The organism is Streptomyces laculatispora (assembly GCF_017353455.1).
GTDB classification, from domain to species: domain Bacteria; phylum Actinomycetota; class Actinomycetes; order Streptomycetales; family Streptomycetaceae; genus Streptomyces; species Streptomyces laculatispora.
Map to the genome: position 1 here is coordinate 1 of NZ_JAFMPZ010000090.1, position 14,840 is coordinate 14,840.

General features: G+C 71.9%; 13 protein-coding genes and 1 pseudogene. 5 read left to right on the forward strand and 9 right to left on the reverse strand.

Annotated elements, in window-relative coordinates:
* From J1C73_RS04910 to J1C73_RS04925, 4 genes are all read right to left on the reverse strand, one after another.
* On the reverse strand, positions 1 to 588 hold a 588-nt coding region (locus J1C73_RS04910), incomplete at its 3' end, for an FGGY family carbohydrate kinase (RefSeq protein ID WP_242643740.1).
* A gap of 82 nt (positions 589 to 670) precedes the next feature.
* On the reverse strand, positions 671 to 2,113 hold the full coding sequence (locus tag J1C73_RS04915; protein ID WP_207315249.1) for an MFS transporter: 1,443 nt from the start codon (positions 2,111 to 2,113) through the stop codon (positions 671 to 673).
* Positions 2,114 to 2,374: 261 nt separating this feature from the next.
* On the reverse strand, positions 2,375 to 3,928 hold the full coding sequence (locus tag J1C73_RS04920; protein WP_207315250.1) for a peptidoglycan-binding protein: 1,554 nt from the start codon (positions 3,926 to 3,928) through the stop codon (positions 2,375 to 2,377).
* Between the two features lie 232 nt (positions 3,929 to 4,160).
* Entirely contained in the window at positions 4,161 to 4,892 is a 732-nt protein-coding gene (locus J1C73_RS04925; RefSeq protein WP_207315251.1) for a nitroreductase family protein, read from the reverse strand.
* A 274-nt stretch (positions 4,893 to 5,166) separates the two neighbouring features.
* On the opposite strand from J1C73_RS04925, the gene J1C73_RS04930 reads away from it, so the two are divergent.
* The 3 genes and pseudogenes from J1C73_RS04930 (at position 5,167) to J1C73_RS04940 (ending at position 7,720) form a co-directional block, all read left to right on the forward strand.
* Entirely contained in the window at positions 5,167 to 5,400 is a 234-nt protein-coding gene (locus J1C73_RS04930) for an acyl carrier protein (RefSeq protein WP_207315252.1), read from the forward strand.
* A pseudogene (locus J1C73_RS04935) lies at positions 5,397 to 6,643 on the forward strand (beta-ketoacyl-[acyl-carrier-protein] synthase family protein). The gene J1C73_RS04930 and the pseudogene J1C73_RS04935 overlap by 4 nt, the downstream one beginning before the upstream one ends.
* Positions 6,644 to 6,802: 159 nt before the next feature.
* Positions 6,803 to 7,720 carry an alpha/beta fold hydrolase gene (locus J1C73_RS04940; RefSeq protein ID WP_207315253.1) on the forward strand — a complete coding sequence of 306 codons (918 nt, stop codon included), beginning with the start codon at positions 6,803 to 6,805 and terminating at the stop codon, positions 7,718 to 7,720.
* A gap of 19 nt (positions 7,721 to 7,739) precedes the next feature.
* Here the strand turns inward: J1C73_RS04940 and J1C73_RS04945 are convergent, their stop codons facing one another.
* From J1C73_RS04945 to J1C73_RS04960, 4 genes are all read right to left on the reverse strand, one after another.
* Positions 7,740 to 10,166 carry a DUF8508 domain-containing protein gene (locus J1C73_RS04945; RefSeq protein WP_207315254.1) on the reverse strand — a complete coding sequence of 809 codons (2,427 nt, stop codon included), beginning with the start codon at positions 10,164 to 10,166 and terminating at the stop codon, positions 7,740 to 7,742.
* Between the two features lie 251 nt (positions 10,167 to 10,417).
* The gene (locus J1C73_RS04950) at positions 10,418 to 10,786 is read right to left on the reverse strand and encodes a nuclear transport factor 2 family protein (RefSeq protein WP_207315255.1); all 369 of its coding nucleotides are present in this window, start codon (positions 10,784 to 10,786) and stop codon (positions 10,418 to 10,420) included.
* A gap of 126 nt (positions 10,787 to 10,912) precedes the next feature.
* A complete protein-coding gene (locus J1C73_RS04955; RefSeq protein WP_207315256.1) occupies positions 10,913 to 11,755 on the reverse strand; it encodes an alpha/beta fold hydrolase in 843 nt (280 codons plus the stop codon).
* Positions 11,756 to 11,840: 85 nt separating this feature from the next.
* On the reverse strand, positions 11,841 to 12,293 hold the full coding sequence (locus J1C73_RS04960) for a DUF5709 domain-containing protein (RefSeq protein ID WP_207315257.1): 453 nt from the start codon (positions 12,291 to 12,293) through the stop codon (positions 11,841 to 11,843).
* Positions 12,294 to 12,566: 273 nt separating this feature from the next.
* Between J1C73_RS04960 and J1C73_RS04965 the strand changes: the two genes are divergently transcribed.
* On the forward strand, positions 12,567 to 12,797 hold the full coding sequence (locus tag J1C73_RS04965; RefSeq protein WP_123463581.1) for a DUF6296 family protein: 231 nt from the start codon (positions 12,567 to 12,569) through the stop codon (positions 12,795 to 12,797).
* Positions 12,798 to 13,075: 278 nt separating this feature from the next.
* Positions 13,076 to 13,660 (forward strand): TerD family protein, encoded by a 585-nt coding sequence (locus J1C73_RS04970; protein WP_123463583.1) that lies wholly within the window; start codon positions 13,076 to 13,078, stop codon positions 13,658 to 13,660.
* Positions 13,661 to 13,723: 63 nt separating this feature from the next.
* On the opposite strand, the gene J1C73_RS04975 is transcribed toward J1C73_RS04970, so the two are convergent.
* Positions 13,724 to 14,602, reverse strand: coding sequence for a DMT family transporter (locus tag J1C73_RS04975; RefSeq protein ID WP_207315258.1), 879 nt, complete (start codon positions 14,600 to 14,602; stop codon positions 13,724 to 13,726).
* Positions 14,603 to 14,840 lie beyond the last annotated feature (238 nt).

The window sequence follows — 14,840 nt, forward strand, 5'->3', positions numbered from 1 at the left end:
GCTGGAGGCGGCGTTGGTCGGGGTGGTGGCGTGCACGGCGCCCCCGGTCAGGCGCCAGATCAGCCAGGTGTCGACGGTGCCGAAGAGCAGCCGGCCCTCGCGGTGGGCGGCGGACACCTCCGGGTGGGCGGCGATCTGCCGGGCGGCCCAGAGGAACGGCGCGCGGGCACCGACCGGCCGGCCCTGGCGGGCCGTGAGGGCGGCGTCCCACCGCGCCTCGTGAGCGGTGAGTTCGGCGGCGTACCGCCGGTCCTGCCACACCACGGCGGGCAGCAGCGGCCGCCCGGTGACCCGGTCCCAGAGCATCGCGGTGGCCCGCTGGGTGGAGAGCGCGACCGCGGTGATCGCGATGCCCTCCGCCCGTGCGGCGCCGATGGCCCGGCGCGCCACCTCAAGGGTGGCGGTCCAGATCTCCATCGGATCCTGCTCGACCGAGAGGTCGTCCGGATGGCTGACCCTGATCGACCGGTAGAACACCTCGTGCGCCCCGCCGGAGTCGAGAACGACTCCGGCCCTGGTGCCGGTGGTGCCCTCGTCGATGGCCAGCACACCGCGCCGTGGGGCGGCGCCGGGGAGCGTCTGCGTCATTGCAGCCCTTTCATTGCGAGCATCGCGAGCTGTACGGAGGGGGAGAGGGACCATCGTGTGGTGCGGCAGGCGCGGCGGACGGTCAGCGCGCGGCCGCGGACTCCTCGGATTCCCGCTCGTCCGCGTCGGCGGTGCGGAGCGCCGCCGTCTCGTCGGGGGATGCGGCCTTCATCGGGTCCCACTTGATGGCCAGGCAGGTGATCATGCCGAGCAGCGGCACGACGGCGAGGACCAGGAAGGTGTCGGCCAGGCCGAGCGACTCCTTGATCTGCGGGAAGAGGTACAGCCCGGCGACACTGCCGAAACTGCCGACCATCCCGGTGACACCGGTGCCGAGCGCGCGCACGTCACTGCTGTACGAGAGCGCGGCGATGGACTTGCCGTTGGCGCCGGGGCCCGCGGAGTGGCACAGGATGAACAGCACCGGCAGCAGGAACGCCACCGCTGTCGGGACCTTCTCGAAGGTCAGCCCCATCGCGATCAGGGCGACGAAGACCCCGCCGAATCCGGCGGCGGAGCTGAGCCGCAGTCCGAGCCGGCGGCCGAAGTACGCGGACAGCAGCCCGCCCGCGATGCCGAAGGCGTTGAACACCATCGAGCCGATCGTGGCCTTCTCGAAGCTCTCGCCGAAGATCGTCAGGCTGATCAGCGGGAGGTACCAGCCGACCGCGAAGTACTGCATCGACTGCCCGAGCGAGATCACCGAGGAGAGGATGGTGCGCGGCAGGTACTCGCCCTTGAAAAGCAGTCCGGCCTGGCGGAAGCCGATGGCGGGCGCGGCGACCGCGGCGCGGGTCGCCTCGTCCGGCTTCCCGGCGACGGCCTTGATCCGGTAGATCCGGTCCAGGTTGAGGACGGCCTCGTCCAGCCGGCCCTTGCTGGCCAGCCAGGTCGGACTCTCCCTGAGCATCAGCCACTGGCCCACCAGCAGCGCCAGGGCCACGACCGCGGCCGACCCCACCGACCAGCGCCAGATGTCCGCGCCGACGTCCAGGTTGAAGAAGAGCAGGGCGAGCGCGAGGTTGCTGGTGGTGGCGACGTACCAGACCGCCTGCCACAGGTTCAGCCGGCCGCCGAGCTTGGCGGGGGTGTACTCGGCGAGCAGCGCCATGGCGACGGCGAAGTCGATGCCGTACGCGACGCCCACCAGGACCCGGCCCAGCCAGACGACGGTGAAGTCACCGGCGAACGCGGCGAGCAGGGCGCCCGCGATGGCGAAGACCTTGGCGATGAGCAGCGGGGGGACCCGGCCGATCCGGGTGGCGAGCCAGCCGCCGATGGGGTTGAAGATGATCGCCAGGGCCGGAGCGGTGGCCGTGAGGATCGAGACCTGCGTGCTGGTCAGCTCCATCTGGGACGTCATCGGTCCCAGACCGGCGCTCAGCGCGGCGTTCGAGTAGGCGTCGAGGAACAGCCCGCCGAATACGAGAAACCAGATGACTTGCGCCCGGCCGGTGATCTTTCCCAGCCCATCGATGAGCGCAACGACGTCGGCGACGCCTTTGACGCTCGGACGTTGTGCCATGAATCCGCCTTCGAGGAAGACCCATCGGCGGCACGGGGAGCACAAAAAAACAGGCATGACGAAACCACCGACAGGTGGTCTATGTCTGTGCCTGTCAAAACACTGCGGAAAGCGCCGCAGCACGTGAAGTACGACTACACGAGGAGATTAGGAAGACGTCAGGAGAAACGTCAAGGGTTTCCGGCGGGTTACCCAAACGTGACGTCCGGGTGTTCCCGCATGTCACGGGCGGGCGCGCCGCGCCCGCCCGTGACATGTCCGTCAGCGGCCCGCCTGCAGCGCCGCCCAGGTGTCCGGCCCCACGATGCCGTCGGCCGTCAGGCCCCGGCTCGTCTGGTAGCCGCGCACCGCCGTCGTCGTCGCCGGGCCGAAGCTCCCGTCGATGCCGACGGCCGAGCCGAGCGCCGCGGTCAGCGCGCGCTGGAGCCGCTTCACACCGTCGCCCGAAGCGCCCACCTGGAGCGTCGCAGTCGAGCCCGCCGACAGCAGCGCGGTCCAGGTCCTGGCTCCCACGACGCCGTCCTGGTCCAGCCCGTGCGCCGCCTGGTAGGCCGCCACCGCGCTCAGTGTGGCCGGGCCGAAGCTGCCGTCGGCCGCGCCCGCCGCCTGGCCCTGCTCGTTCAGCAATTGCTGGACGGCCTTGACCTGGGCGCCCGTCGAGCCGCTTCGCTGGGTGGTGTACGCGGTGAAGCTCAGCCCGTCGGGGGTGGTGCCGCCCCCGGTGTCGCCGCCCACCAGCTGCATGTAGTGCGTCCAGTCCCAGTTCGGGCCGGGGTCGGTGTGGTCGTTGCCCGGTGCCTCGCTGTGGCCGATGATGTGCGCCCGGTCCTTCGGGATTCCGTACCGGTCGCACAGGTATGCGGTCAGGGCCGCCGACGACCGGTACATCGGCTCCGTGAACCAGGAGGGGTCGTCGATGAATCCCTCGTGCTCGATACCGAGCGCCGAGGAGTTGGCGCTCCGTGCGTGGTACGCGGTGTCGCTGTCGCGCACCATCTGGGTGATCTGGCCGTCGGACGAGCGCACCACGTAGTGCGAGCTCACCTCGGCCGTCGGGTTCTGGAACCAGCTGATCGAGCCCGCGTACGAGCCCTGCGTGACGTGGATGATCACCTTGTCGATCGCTGCCGAGCGGCCCGCCGCGAAGTTGTTCGCGCTGGCCGGGACCCAGAGCGCGGCCGGGTAGTCGGCGCTGCGGGCACCCGGCTCCGTGGCGGCGAGCGAGCCCTTGTGCGGGGAGACCGGGCGGCCCGTCACCGAGATCCGCTCGCCGTCCGGGGTGACGGCGTCGAGCCCGTCCGCCAGGAAGGTGTAGACCGTGTCGGCGTAGAGGGCGGCGGCCGGGCCCTCGGTCCCGCTGTACCGGGCGACGGCCGGGTACCAGGCATCGATGTCCGCCCGGTCCCGGGCGTCCAGGCCCAGCTTGTCCGCGTAACCGCGCAGCACCGCCGCGCCGCCCAGGATGTTGGCCCCGGTGTCGGCGCGGAGGTCGGCAAGGGGCTTGCCGGTCAGGGCGGCGGCCTGCTCCAGGGTCTGGTTCCCGGGGTTGCTGGCGAGGTGCATCACGCCGTAGCCGTTCGCCTGGCTGGGGAGTCCGGAGTGGCCGTCGAGGCGGGTCTCGCCGTATCCGACGGCGGCGAGCAGGTCACGCGGTACGCCGAACCGGCCGGCCGCCCGCTCGAAGGCCTGGTTCATCGGGTGGCCGGAGTCCGAGGCGGCGAGGGCCGGGGTACCGGTGACGGTCAGGACGGTGGCGGTGAGGGCCGCCAGCACGGATGCGCGGGCCTTGGTGTGGGCTGCGGGGCGGCTGGGCATACCTGCTCCTGCTCTGTGGGGGGAGAAGAACGGCCCCCGGGCCCGAGTGGGGTGGGCCGAGGGGCCGCCAAGCCCGCTCAGGGTATCGATCTGTCCAGGGCATGACAATCATCGCGCTGCGTGTCGAACTCCCTTTCACTCCAATGGAGTTGAGGTGCGGATTTGGGCGCGCAGGCCCGGCGCTGCCAGGCGGCGGCCCGGACCCGGGGATCCCGGATCCGGGCCGGCCGGCCTACCAGTGGTCGCGGTGGATGACGTCCGCCACCGGGCGGCGCCGGACCGGACCGAAGTTGCCCTTCGGCCACCCGATCGGAACGGCGGCGAAGGTCTGCATGTCCTCGGGGATGCCGAGGGCCTCCTTCCACTCCTGCTCCAGCATCAGGTGCCAGATGGTGACGTTCGCCGCGAGCCCCAGCGCGCGGGCGGCGAGCAGCAGGTTCTGCACCCCGGGATAGACGCAGGAGCCCTCGGCGAGCGTCTGGAACCTGGTCTGAGTGTTCGTCATGTGCTCGACGCCCGCCGGGCCGAGCGCCTGCGCGTACGCGACCAGGCCCTCCTCCTCGATCCGGGGCTCCGGGAACCGGTAGCAGGGCACGACCAGCGCCGGGGTGTCGGCGAAGTGGTCGCGCTGGTACTCGATCGCGGCCACCATCCGGCCGTACGCCGCGTCGTCCATGCCCTTCGGCGCGTACTTCCCGGTCGTCGCCAGGTACGCGTCCACGCACCGCTTCCACAGCGGCGCCAGACGCGCCATCACCTCACGGTCGGTCACCACGACGTACTCGTAACACTGCATGTTGCCGCCGCTGGGACCCCAGACGGCGGCCTGTATGAGCTGCTCCAGCGTCTCGTCCGGCACGGGTTCCGGTCTGAGGCGGCGCATGGCGCGCATCGTGGACATGGTGGAGAACAGGGCGCGGGCGTCGGCGGAGACCTCGGCGGCCTGTGTGGATTCGGTGTTCATGATCGCGGATTTTACGGGCGGAACCCCTCCAGGAGGAGCCCTGCGGGCCGGCTCCTGAAGGCGGGCGGAACCGTCGCGCCCCGTCGATTCGGCCCGGGGCGCACACCAGGGGATTCGTACACCTGCCCAGCCCTCCCACCGCACGGGGGAACGCGGACCGGAGCCACTGCCGACAGGGCGTACAAAGGGTGCCTCCGGACCGGCCGGCGTCCCCCGACGGCAGTGACCTCTCACGCGGCAAGGCGTCACCGCGTACGACAGCGGAGGAGTGCCCATGAGTACGGCAGACGAGATCAGCACCTTGCTGGTGGCGAACTTCGGAACCGAACCCGTGGCAATCCGCCCCGAAGCGTCGCTCCGTCAGCTCAGGCTGGATTCCCTGGCCCTGGAGGAACTGCGTCTCCTCATCGAGGACCGGATGGGCGTCGACCTGGACGACGTCCAGCTGACCTCGCGCGACACCGTCGGCCAACTGGTCGACGCCGTGCACCGCAAGGCCGCGGCATGACAGCCCGGTACCGCCCCGAACCGTTCGCCGCCGCCGTCACCGGGATCGGCCTCGTCACCGCGGTGGGCGTGGGCACCGCGGCCACCTGGCGCGGGGTGTCCGAGGCCGCCACCGCGCCCTGCGTCCCGCACCGGCCCGAACTCCACGACCTGCCCTGCGACTTCATGTACACCATCACGGGCCTCGATACGAGGGCGGTCCTCGGGGTGGCGACCCAGCGGCTCATGGACCGCTTCTCGCAACTCGCCGTCATCGCCGCCCGTGAGGCCGTCGCGGACGCCGGGCTCGACCCCTCGGTCTGGGACAGCGCCCGCGTCGCCGTCGTCATCGGCTCCGCCCACGGCGGACTGCCCTTCTACGACGCGCAGCACACCGCCCTCACCGAGCGCGGCGCCCGCCGGGTCTCGCCCAACCCGCCCCGCTCACCGTCGTCAACGGCGCGGCCAGCAGCGTCGCGACCGACCTCGGCGCGCACGGCCCCAGCCAGGCCGTCTCCACCGCCTGCTCGTCCGGCACCGTCGCCATCGGCACCGCGCACCAGATGCTGCGCACCGGGGCCTGCGACATCGTCGTCGCCGGCGGCGCCGAATCGGTCTGCTCCCGGCTGCTGATCGCCAGCGCCTGCCAGTTGAAGGCCGTCTCCACCCGCCGGGACGACCCCGAGTCGGCCTGCCGCCCGTTCGACACCCACCGCGAAGGCTTCGTCGTCGGCGAGGGCGCCGGACTCCTCGTACTGGAACGCCCGGAACACGCCCGCGCCCGCGGCGCCACCGTCCGCGCGCACCTCGCCGGATACGGCGCGTCCAGCGACGCGTACTCCGCCGTCGCACCGGACCCCGAGGGCCTCGGCATCGAACGGGCCCTGCGCGCCGCCCTCGCGGACGCCGGAGTCGGCGCGGCGGACATCGGGCATGTCAACGCCCACGGCACCTCGACCGTGTCGAACGACCTGATCGAGGCCACGATGCTGCGCCGGGTACTCGGCGAGCACCCCCTCGTCACGTCCACGAAGGCCATGACCGGACACACCCTCGGCGCCGCGGGCGGCATCGAGACCGCGCTGACCGTGCCGGCCCTCCAGCACCAACTCGTCCCGCCCACCGTCAACCTGGACGCCCCCGACCCGCAGATCCCGCTCGAAGTGGTGAGCAAGCAGGCCCGGCCCGCGGCGTTCGACGCGGCCGTCAAGACCTCGCTCGGCTTCGGCGGGCACAACGCCGCACTCGTCCTCACCAGGGCCTGACCGCGCGGCGACACGTAAGAGGGCCCGGCACATCGGGGGGCGGCGCCGCGGGGCCGGGCACGCGCGTCCGCGTTGACTCCCTCCCGCGCCTCGCAGGTGCACGCACCCACCCCGTGTCTTCTTCCACCCCCATTGCCGGACCCTCTAAGGACGGTCACCATGCCCGACGAGATCATCCGGAACCTGTCCGTGCACGGGCTGCGCTACAGCTACCGGACCCTGCCGCAGCCCTCGCCCCGCACCGAGCCGGTCATCGTCCTGGGCGGCGCGCTCCAGGGGGTGTACGGCTGGCCGCAGATGGACGAGCACCTGGGACCGCAGGCCCAGGTCGTCACCGCCGACCTGCCCGGCATGGGCGGCGCCGATCCGCTGCCGCCCGGCACCGGCGACGACATCCTGTACGCGGCCGTCGCCGGCATCATCGACGACCTGGCCGTACCCCGGGTCAACCTCTTCGGCTTCTCCTACGGCACGTCGATCGCGTTCGGCTGCGCCCGGCAGAACCCGGGCCGCATCGCCCGGCTGGTGCTCGGCGGTGTACCGGCCCACATCAGCGACGCCCAGCGCACCCAGTGGGGCCGGGCGGTCGACCGGCTGGGAGCCGGTGACATGGAGGGGCTCGCCACCCTGACCGCCGAGGCGCTGATGTGCCTGGACCCGGATCGCACCGTGCACCGCAGGGAGCTCGCCCGGCGCTACGTCCGGCGCTCGTTCCTGCACGCGCTGACCCATTCCCCGCACGCCGCGCAGTCACTGCGCAGGGCGCTGGGCCACCGGCCGGACTTCTCCGGCGGGCTGAGCGGCGTGCCCGCGCTCGTCTTCGCGGGCGAGCACGACACGGTGACCTCGCCCGAACGGCAGCGCGCCTTCGCGGCGACGATCGAGGGCAGCCGGTTCCTGACCATCGGCGACTCCGACCACTGGGTCGTCCTGGAACGCCCCGACGACGTGGCGGACCTGGTCGCCCGTTTCTTCACCGACCGCCCCCTGGAGACGGCGCCCGCCCTGGGCGCCCTCGCAGTGCCGCGCCCGCGTGCGAGCGCGGCCGGAGCGGCCCTGCCGCGGGCGGGCGGCTGAGCCGCCCGCCCGCGCGGGATCAGTGGTGTCCGTGGTGCCCGTGGCCGGAACCGCCGGTCTTCACCCGCACGATCTGCGGGTCGTGGTCGCTGGCCTGGTCCGCGAACTCCGCGTTGATGTGCACCACGTCGTAGTCGAAGCGCCGGATGCCGGGGCTCGTCAGGATGTGGTCCAGCGTCTGCGAGTTGCCCTCGTACACATAGCTGTACCGCTCGTTCGCCGGCAGCGTGTCGATCAGCGGCTTGAGCGCCTTCCCGGCGGTCAGCGCGGACATCGTCGGCGAGAACGCGAAGTCGTTCAGGTCGCCGAGCGTGATGACCCGTGCCGACTTGTCCGCCGCCAGAAGTGACTTGACGAAGGTGTTGACCTCCGCCGCCTGCTTCACCCGCTTGGTCTCCGAGCTGCGCGTCGGTGCCTGGTAGCGGCCGTGCAGCGGCTGGTCGCCGCCCTTGGAGGTGAAGTGGTTGCCGATGACGAACACCGGCTCCCCGCGGAAGCGGAACTCGCCGACCAGGGGCTTGCGGCTGTCGGACCAGGACTCGTCCAGCGGGTTGATCCGGGCGGGGGAGGCCGACAGGGTGACGCCCTTCTTCGTCCGTACGGCCTTCACCGCCGTGGTCGCGTCGCCGCCGGCGCGGTCCACGAAGGAGACCCGGGCGGGGTTGAAGAGGAAGACGTTACGGATGTTGCCGCCGGGCTCGCCGCCGTCCTTGCCGTCCTGCGGAGCCACGTAGCGCCAGGAGTACCGCGGGCCGCCCGCCGCGACGATCGCGTCCGTGAACCGCTTCAGGGTCGCCTCGGAGCCGACCGTGCCGTTGTTGACCGCGCCGTTGTCGTCCTGGATCTCCTCCAGCGACACGATGTCGGGAGAGGCCAGGTTGACCGCGACGCCCTCGGCCAGGGTGTCGAACTTGCCCTGGTCGTCGAGCGCGTCGAGGTTCTCCACGTTGTACGTGGAGACGGCGAGTTCGTCGCGCTTCTGCTTCCTGGTGACCTCACGCTTCAGGTGCCGGTCGGTGAGCGTGCCCAGCTGGGTGGCCTGGAGGCTGTAGCCGCCGAAGGAGTCGTAGTCCAGCACACCGGTGGTGGTGCCGGCCAGCACGTCGCCCACGTTCGCGACCGGGACGCGCCGGGCGCTGTCGAGCGACATCACCTTGATCCGGCCGGTGTTCTGGTCGGTGTACGAGGAGTACAGCGTGCCGCCGCGCCGGGTCGGGTTCTGCCCGGGCTCGACGGTCACCCAGACCTCGCCGTAGGAGCTCGTGGCGCCTGTGACCCGAGTGTCGGCGGTCTCGACCCGGGTGCCCTCCAGGGACTCGTAGAGATCGAGCGCGTACGTCGCCGGTTCGAGGGGCAGCGCGTCGATCGAGCCGCCGCCCGCCGAGGGGAGGTAGCCGGCGGGCACCGAGGCCGCGTTGAGCGCCACCGGTGCCGGCAGCGCGTTGCCCGAGGAGAGGACCGTGGTCCTGGGGGCGGTGATCTCGGTGATGGACTGCGTGGTGGCCGACGGGTAGTACTCGTCCACCGTGCCGCTGACCAGGACCGAGTCGCCCACCGAGACCGTCGGGGTGGCGGAGCCGGTGTAGACGAGGACGCCCTCGGAGGTACGGGGATCCGCGTCCGGCGAGGGGTCCTGGATCCAGAAGCCGCGCGAACCCGTGGTGCGGACCGCCGTGACGACGCCGGGGACCCCGGTCACCGCCTGGCCGTCCAGCGGGGAGACCCGGGTGGTGCCCTGGATGTCGTGCACGCGCACGGTGCCGGGCTCGGTGGGGTTGCCCGGGTCGCCGGGGTCCTCGCCGCCGGGCGTCTCACCGGCCGCGTTGACCGGCGTCGGGGCGCCCGCCGACAGGTCGGCGGCGTTGTCGTCGGTGTCCGCGAGCGAGGCCGCACGCGCCACGGAGGCGGTGGCGGAGGCGCCCGTCGCCGGTCCGCCGCCCTCCCGGACGACCGCGGAGCCATAGCCCACCAGATCCACGACACGGGTGTCCGAGGCGCAGTCGGCCGCCGTCTTGCAGGTCAGTGCCGTGGTGCCGGAGACCAGCGCGACCGTGCCGCTCGCGGCGGCCATCGCGACGGTGCCGGTGGCGTCCGGGGCGGGCAGGCCGGCGGTGCCGCCGGTGCCCGCGGCCTGGGCGACCAGATAGCGGCCGCCGGGTGCGACGGCGCCGGTGAGCGGGGACACCTGCCACTGCGAACCGGCGGACGGCGCCCCCGGCAGGTACTGGACGCTGAACCCGGACAGGTCGTACGCGGCGGAGCCGGCGTTGGCCAGCTCGACGAAGTCGCGGGTGAGCGTCGCCCCCGAGTTCCCGCCGCCCCCGTACACCTCGGAGATCACGGCGGTCGAGGACGGGGCCGCGAAGGCGGCGGGCAGGGCGGTCGCCGAGAGGGTCACGGCGACCGCGCCGGCCAGCAGGACGGAACGAGGTCTGGATATGCGCACGGAGACTGCCCCTCAGAGTGTGATGAGGGAGCACAAGCTATGCGCGTAGAACCGGCGATGACAAGGCATCAGAGGTTAATTCCAGAAATCGCTGCGCCATCCGGCCCGCGCCGGCCGCCGACCGGGAGCCGGACACGCCCTGCCATCGCTCACGGCGCCGCTGGACCGGGTTGGGGCTTCCACGCCCCCGCCGGATGCCCGCTGTGTCGCCCCGGCGACGGGGCGACACCCGTCATGGACAGCGCCGGGGGTCAGACGGCCGGTACCCGGTCCAGGAATCCGCTCACCGAGCTGATCCGCCCGTCGTCCGCGAGAGTGATCACGTCCGAACCGGCGACGGGCGCCGAGCCGTCCGCCGCGGCGACCAGTTCCCAGCTGAAGCGGACGAGGGAGTGGTGCCCGTCGACGGCCCCGGCCGGGCGGAAGGCGAAGCCGGGGAACTGCTGCTGGACGCCGCTGATCGCGGTCGCCAGCTCGTCGTGTCCCCGCACATCGGCCAGCGGGTCGATGTAGGTGGCATCCTCGGTGAAGGCCTCCGCGACAGCCTTCTCCAGCTCCTCCGGGGTGGCGGCGTTCCAGGCGGCGAAGTAGCGCTGGACGGCGTCGTCGTACGAGGTCATCGTGGGTTCCTCTCATCGGCTCCGGCCGGTGGGCCGGGCGCGTTGTGCTGGTGAGGAACACGATGTCCGACATCGTGGAGCGGGTCGATTACCTCCGGGGTAACGACGCCTCCGGCAACGGGCCGGTCAGCGCCGGTGATCGTCCAGGAAGCCCATCAGCGCGGTGTTGAGCTCCTCGGCGTGGGTCCAGCCGATGTTGTGCGGACCGCCCGGGATCTCCACGAGGCGGCTGTCGGAAATGAGGTCCGGCAGTCGCCGCCCGGTGGAGTCGATGGGCAGGATGCGGTCCTCGTCGCCCTGCACGACCAGCGTCGGCACGTCGTTCTTCGGCAGGTCGTCGCGGAAGTCCGTCAGCCACGTCGGTACACAGGCCAGCGTGGCGTGGGCGGAGGCGTCCGCCGCCACGTTCCACTGCATCCGCAGGGCCTGTTCGCTGATCCGGGTGCCGCCGAGCTTGTCGGTGTTGTTGAAGTCATCAAGGAACGCCGTCAGATAGGCGGGCCGGTCCGCGACGGCAGCGCGCATGATGCCGTCGAAGACGCTCTGGTCGACGCCGGCGGGGTTGTCGTCCGCCTTCAGCAGGTAGGGCGGCACGGGGGCCACCAGGACCGCCAGACCGACCCGGCGCGAGCCGTGGTTGCCGAGGTAGCGGGTGACCTCGCCGGTACCCATGGAGAACCCGGCCAGCACCGCGTCCTGGAGATCGAGCATCTCCATCACGGTGCTCAGGTCCTCGGCGAACGTGTCGTAGTCGTACCCGGTGACGGGCCTGCTCGACCGGCCGAAACCGCGCCGGTCGTAGGTGATGACCCGGTACCCGGCGCCGAGCAGGACCGGGAGCTGCCTCTCCCACGACGCGCCGCTCAGCGGGAACCCGTGGATCAGGACGACCGGCCTGCCCGCGCCGTGGTCCTCGTAGTACAGCTCGATATCGGCGGAGTTCTCCCGGCCGACGGTGATGTACGGCATGTTGACTCTCCCTCGCTACGGCGGTGCCGCGACGGACGGGCGAGGTGGCGGGGGAGCGCGGCGGGTTCCCGGGCCACGGCCGCGGCTACACCTGGCCGTCCGGGACGACATGCATGGCGGCCTCCTCGGCCGATGCCGCCGCGCCGTCGATCCCGACGTCCTCGCCGGCCGTGGTGTCCGGGTCGTTGCGGTCCAGCTCCCTGGTGAGGCGCCCGGCACGTACGGTCCCGACCTCGCCGTCCCAGGGCTCGCCGTTTCCGTCCGGGACATCGCCCACGCCGTCACCGGGCTCGCCGGAGATCTCGGGCAGCTCCCGGGCCAGCCGGCCCTCCAGGGTCTCGCCGCTGTGCTGTTCGGACGCGGTGGTGCCCCGGTCCTCCACCGCCCACGGCCGCTCGGGCGGCGAGTACCCCTCGTCCAGGACGTCGGCGACATCGCGGTTGTCCAGGGTGTCGTCCGCGTCGAGCAGGTCTGCGGGGTCGGAGGCCTCCGGCTGCTGGGGCTGGTAGACCTCGTCGCCCCGGTCGGCATCCTTCATGATGAGTCCCTTTCCGATGTCGGGGATCCCGGTCATGCCCACGTACGACGCGGGAGAAGAGGGGCACAGCAGCCCAATTGCCTTCGAACTTCCCGTACCTCTTCAGGATAGGGGGCCCGGCAGCGGACCCGCAGCCGTGCGGCAGCGGATGGGCGGCGACGGCCGGAGTGAGGGAGGATGGAAGGTGTGGGCCCGAGCGCCCCCCCAGGGCGGGACCGGCACGGAAGACCGCGTGGAGAGGCCGTCCGCCGACGCAGCCACGGAGAGGCCGTCATGGATTACCCGGAGAGCTATCAACTGGTGTTTCAGTCGTCCGCGGTCGAGGACGACACGGTGACCGTCCGGCGCACCGCACAGGCCGGGGCCGGCGGATACCCGGTCTATGAGGACGAGACCGGGATCGTCCGGGCGGAGATCAGTGAGCGCGGAGAGGTACGCATGCTCGCCAGCGGCGGGCACCAGCTCCTCGGCACGCCGCTGGTGGTGCGGGCACCGGCCGGATGAGCCGGGGCCGGCCGCCCCACTGCGGCGGCCGGCACAGCGAGCGGATCCTCCTCCGGCCGGGCCGCGGCCGCTCGGGCGTCGAGCCCTTGAGTGCCCCGGGAGTCCTGACATCGCGGGACCCCTATCACGTGCCCATGTCCGGTGACATCCTGCCGACGCAGGACAATCTGTCCCGTGGCGTCAAACACTTGGTCGAAATTTTGCCCCTGGTGGGCTGCCCGCGGAAGACACCAGGCACACTCGACCTGTAGGGAATCTCGCCACGAAGAGGATCACGCATGATCACGTTGAAGAAGGAAGACGGCCCCGCGGATCTGGACGGGGTGACCCATCTGTCCATCGGGGTGTCCTGGGATCCCACTGTCGGCAGCAGTGGCGGGCTGATGGGGAAGCTCCGTCAGAAGAAGGGCACCGACCTCGACCTCATCGCCATCGCGGTGCAGGGCGCGGAGCCGGTGCGGCTGGCCGGGCTGGACTCGCTGGACCCGCTGGGCAACGGCTCGCTGGCGCACAGCGGCGACAACCAGACCGGGCGTGGTGACGGCGACGACGAGACCGTGACCGTCGACTTCGCCAGGGTGCCGTCCAACATCACGTCCATCGTCTTCATCGCCGCGGCGTACAAGAAGCACAGCTCCTTCCAGAACGCGCGCAACATCAGCTTCAAGGTGTACGACGCGACGGGCGGTACCACCCAGCAGGTCGCCGACATCTGGCCGAGCCTGCTCAGCAACGACAACGGCTGCGCCGTGGCCAAGGCGTTCCGCGTCGGCGGGAGCTGGAAGCTCGAGGTGATCAACGAGACCGGGAAGATCAAGCAGGGCGACGAGCAGGCCCTGATGCGTTTCGCCGTGAGCAAGTAGCCGGCAGACAGCCGGGGCGTGTTCCCCGAACGCGGCTTCCCCGTCCCGCAACCGCGGTGGTGATCACTTCACCCGGCGCGTGCGGGACGGGGAAGCCGCATTTCCGGCGGCCAGCGGTGACCGTGCCAGTTCGACGCAGCCCGCGGTGATCAGGCCCAGGGCCAGCAGTTCGGGGAGCAGCCACCAGCCGGTGCGCAGCTCCTCGCCGAACAGGGTCACCCCGTACAGGACGCTGATCAGGGCGTCGCCCAGGGTCAGGCACGGCTGGACCGCGACCAGGCTGCCTGCCTGGAGGGCGTTCTGGAGGAGGAACAGGGCGCCGACGCCCGCTACGGCGGTGGCGTAGAGCTGCCAGGACTCCAGGAGCGCCACCCCGCCGCCGTCGCTGAGCCGCGCCATGGCGTCCTTCATGAGCGCGGCGGTGAGCGCGTACCCGCAGGCGGCGGCCAGGCCGAGCAGGGCTGCCCGGGAGTTGCCGCGGGTGGCCCGTGCCCCGGCGATCAGGGCCGCCTCGAAGAGGCCGGTCAGGATCAGTGCCGGAACCCACGCCGCCCCGCGCACCGTGGCGCTCCCGCCGCCCGGAGCGGCCGATGCCATGCCGAGGGCCAGACCGGCCGTCACGGCGGCCGCCCCGAACCAGACGGGCCGGGGCACCCGCACCCGCATCACGAACCCCGCCAGCAGCAGTGTCGCCGGCAGCTCGATCACGAAGATCGGCTGGACCACCGCGATCGGCCCGGTGGCGAGCGCCACGGCCTGGCAGACGGCCGCGACGATCACCAGAGCGATCCCCGCGAGCCACACCTTCTGGCGCAGCAGATGGCCGATCAGCGACACCCGCATCGCGTCCCGGTCGGGGACGTTGAGGGCGGCGCGGCGCTGGAGGACGGAGGCGGATCCGTTGCTGAGCGCGGTCAGGACGGCGAAGAGGACGCTGATCACCGGTCCATGATGCGGGCGGACGGCCCCAGGGCCCGGGTCCCGCGCCCGGCGGGCACGGCGGCGTGCGAGGCCGTGGCCCGGGGGCCGCGCGATCAGGACGGAATCCGACCTGATGGCCGCGTACCGTGCCGCCCATGGCCGTGAAGAAGAAGACCTCCGCCCCCGCCCCCGCCCCCGCGGTGCTGTCGCCGCGGGGGCGGGGGCGGGGGCGGAGGTCTTCTTCTTCACGGCCATGGGC

What these genes read in the sequence shown, in the direction of transcription:
- J1C73_RS04915 (WP_207315249.1), bottom strand. Translation starts at nt 2,113, where the DNA reads ATGGCACAACGTCCGAGCGTCAAAGGCGTCGCCGACGTCGTTGCGCTC.
- J1C73_RS04920 (WP_207315250.1), bottom strand. Translation starts at nt 3,928, where the DNA reads ATGCCCAGCCGCCCCGCAGCCCACACCAAGGCCCGCGCATCCGTGCTG.
- J1C73_RS04925 (WP_207315251.1), bottom strand. Translation starts at nt 4,892, where the DNA reads ATGAACACCGAATCCACACAGGCCGCCGAGGTCTCCGCCGACGCCCGC.
- J1C73_RS04930 (WP_207315252.1), top strand. Translation starts at nt 5,167, where the DNA reads ATGAGTACGGCAGACGAGATCAGCACCTTGCTGGTGGCGAACTTCGGA.
- J1C73_RS04940 (WP_207315253.1), top strand. Translation starts at nt 6,803, where the DNA reads ATGCCCGACGAGATCATCCGGAACCTGTCCGTGCACGGGCTGCGCTAC.
- J1C73_RS04950 (WP_207315255.1), bottom strand. Translation starts at nt 10,786, where the DNA reads ATGACCTCGTACGACGACGCCGTCCAGCGCTACTTCGCCGCCTGGAAC.
- J1C73_RS04955 (WP_207315256.1), bottom strand. Translation starts at nt 11,755, where the DNA reads ATGCCGTACATCACCGTCGGCCGGGAGAACTCCGCCGATATCGAGCTG.
- J1C73_RS04960 (WP_207315257.1), bottom strand. Translation starts at nt 12,293, where the DNA reads ATGAAGGATGCCGACCGGGGCGACGAGGTCTACCAGCCCCAGCAGCCG.
- J1C73_RS04965 (WP_123463581.1), top strand. Translation starts at nt 12,567, where the DNA reads ATGGATTACCCGGAGAGCTATCAACTGGTGTTTCAGTCGTCCGCGGTC.
- J1C73_RS04970 (WP_123463583.1), top strand. Translation starts at nt 13,076, where the DNA reads ATGATCACGTTGAAGAAGGAAGACGGCCCCGCGGATCTGGACGGGGTG.